Source organism: Eisenbergiella massiliensis (genome assembly GCF_003435485.1).
The window spans coordinates 1-1,051 of the sequence record NZ_QVLV01000057.1; the positions used below are offsets into that span (position 1 = coordinate 1).

Sequence of the window (1,051 nt, forward strand, 5' to 3'; positions counted from 1 at the left end):
AGCGGAAGGTGCCAAAAAGAGATTTAGTGTAACTTTCATGCAAAGTTCAGATATATAAGGCTAATTTTACAACGGGAAAGCAGGTTATTTTATTGATTGGAGCGGCTTCTATTATTGTAGGCGGATATTTTATGAGTTCATTAGTTACTTACAATAATACCTTAGTCATAAAAGATGAAAGCCAAATTGATGATTATGGAGTTATGGGGGCTGAATATTTACCGACGGCAGTAAGTATGTCATTACTGACAACGGATGGGTTAAGTCATAGCGAAGCTATTAAAGTAAATAGTTATTTGAAAAGGGGCATAACAGTACAATTAAATTTGATTAATAATTCTAATGAATCTCAAAATATAAGTGTTCCGTTAATTTATTATTTTGGGTATAAAGCAAAAGATTTGAGCACTAAGAAAAGCTTGGAAATTATTTCCGGGGAGAATGGGAATGTTACATGTGTTATTCCTGGATTGTATAGCGGTGTAGTTGAAATTGGCTTTAAAGCACCAATATACTGGAGAGCCGCAGAGATCAGTTCATTAATTGGTTGTTTATGGCTTATCTTCAGTTGGTTTAAAAGAAAAAGTAATGGGATTTATAGCGAGGCTAGCATTATATAGTATAAGAATATATTTTGCTGTGTTTTAGAAATTGAAGAATTAATGCCCATTAGTCCCTTTAAATCTAGCTATGTTTGCAGAATTATTTGCTAATATATTTATATATAGGAAGAACCAATGCTAACCTGTTAATGTATCAGAAGCTTTAAAATGTTTGTTTATGTAGATTTGATTTAATTTATTTGTATAGTTATATGTTTATTGTTTATTATCAGATAAATAGATAATAATAAATGATAATAGAATACTAGATTCAATATTATTACATAAGTATTGTATAGTGGAGGGGAGCGTAAAGTATTTTATGAATTTATCATATTATTTTAAACATGGTTTAACCTTTATATTAATATTAGGGAGTTCTATTTTACTGGGAACATTATTCTGAACTTTGCATGAAAGTTACACTAAATCTCTTTTTGGCACCTTCC

1 protein-coding gene is annotated in these 1,051 nt (G+C 30.0%); it reads left to right on the forward strand.

Going from position 1 to position 1,051, the window contains the following annotated elements:
• Positions 1 to 131 precede the first annotated feature (131 nt).
• Positions 132 to 620, forward strand: coding sequence for a hypothetical protein (locus DXC51_RS29225; protein ID WP_117546108.1), 489 nt, complete (start codon positions 132 to 134; stop codon positions 618 to 620).
• Positions 621 to 1,051 lie beyond the last annotated feature (431 nt).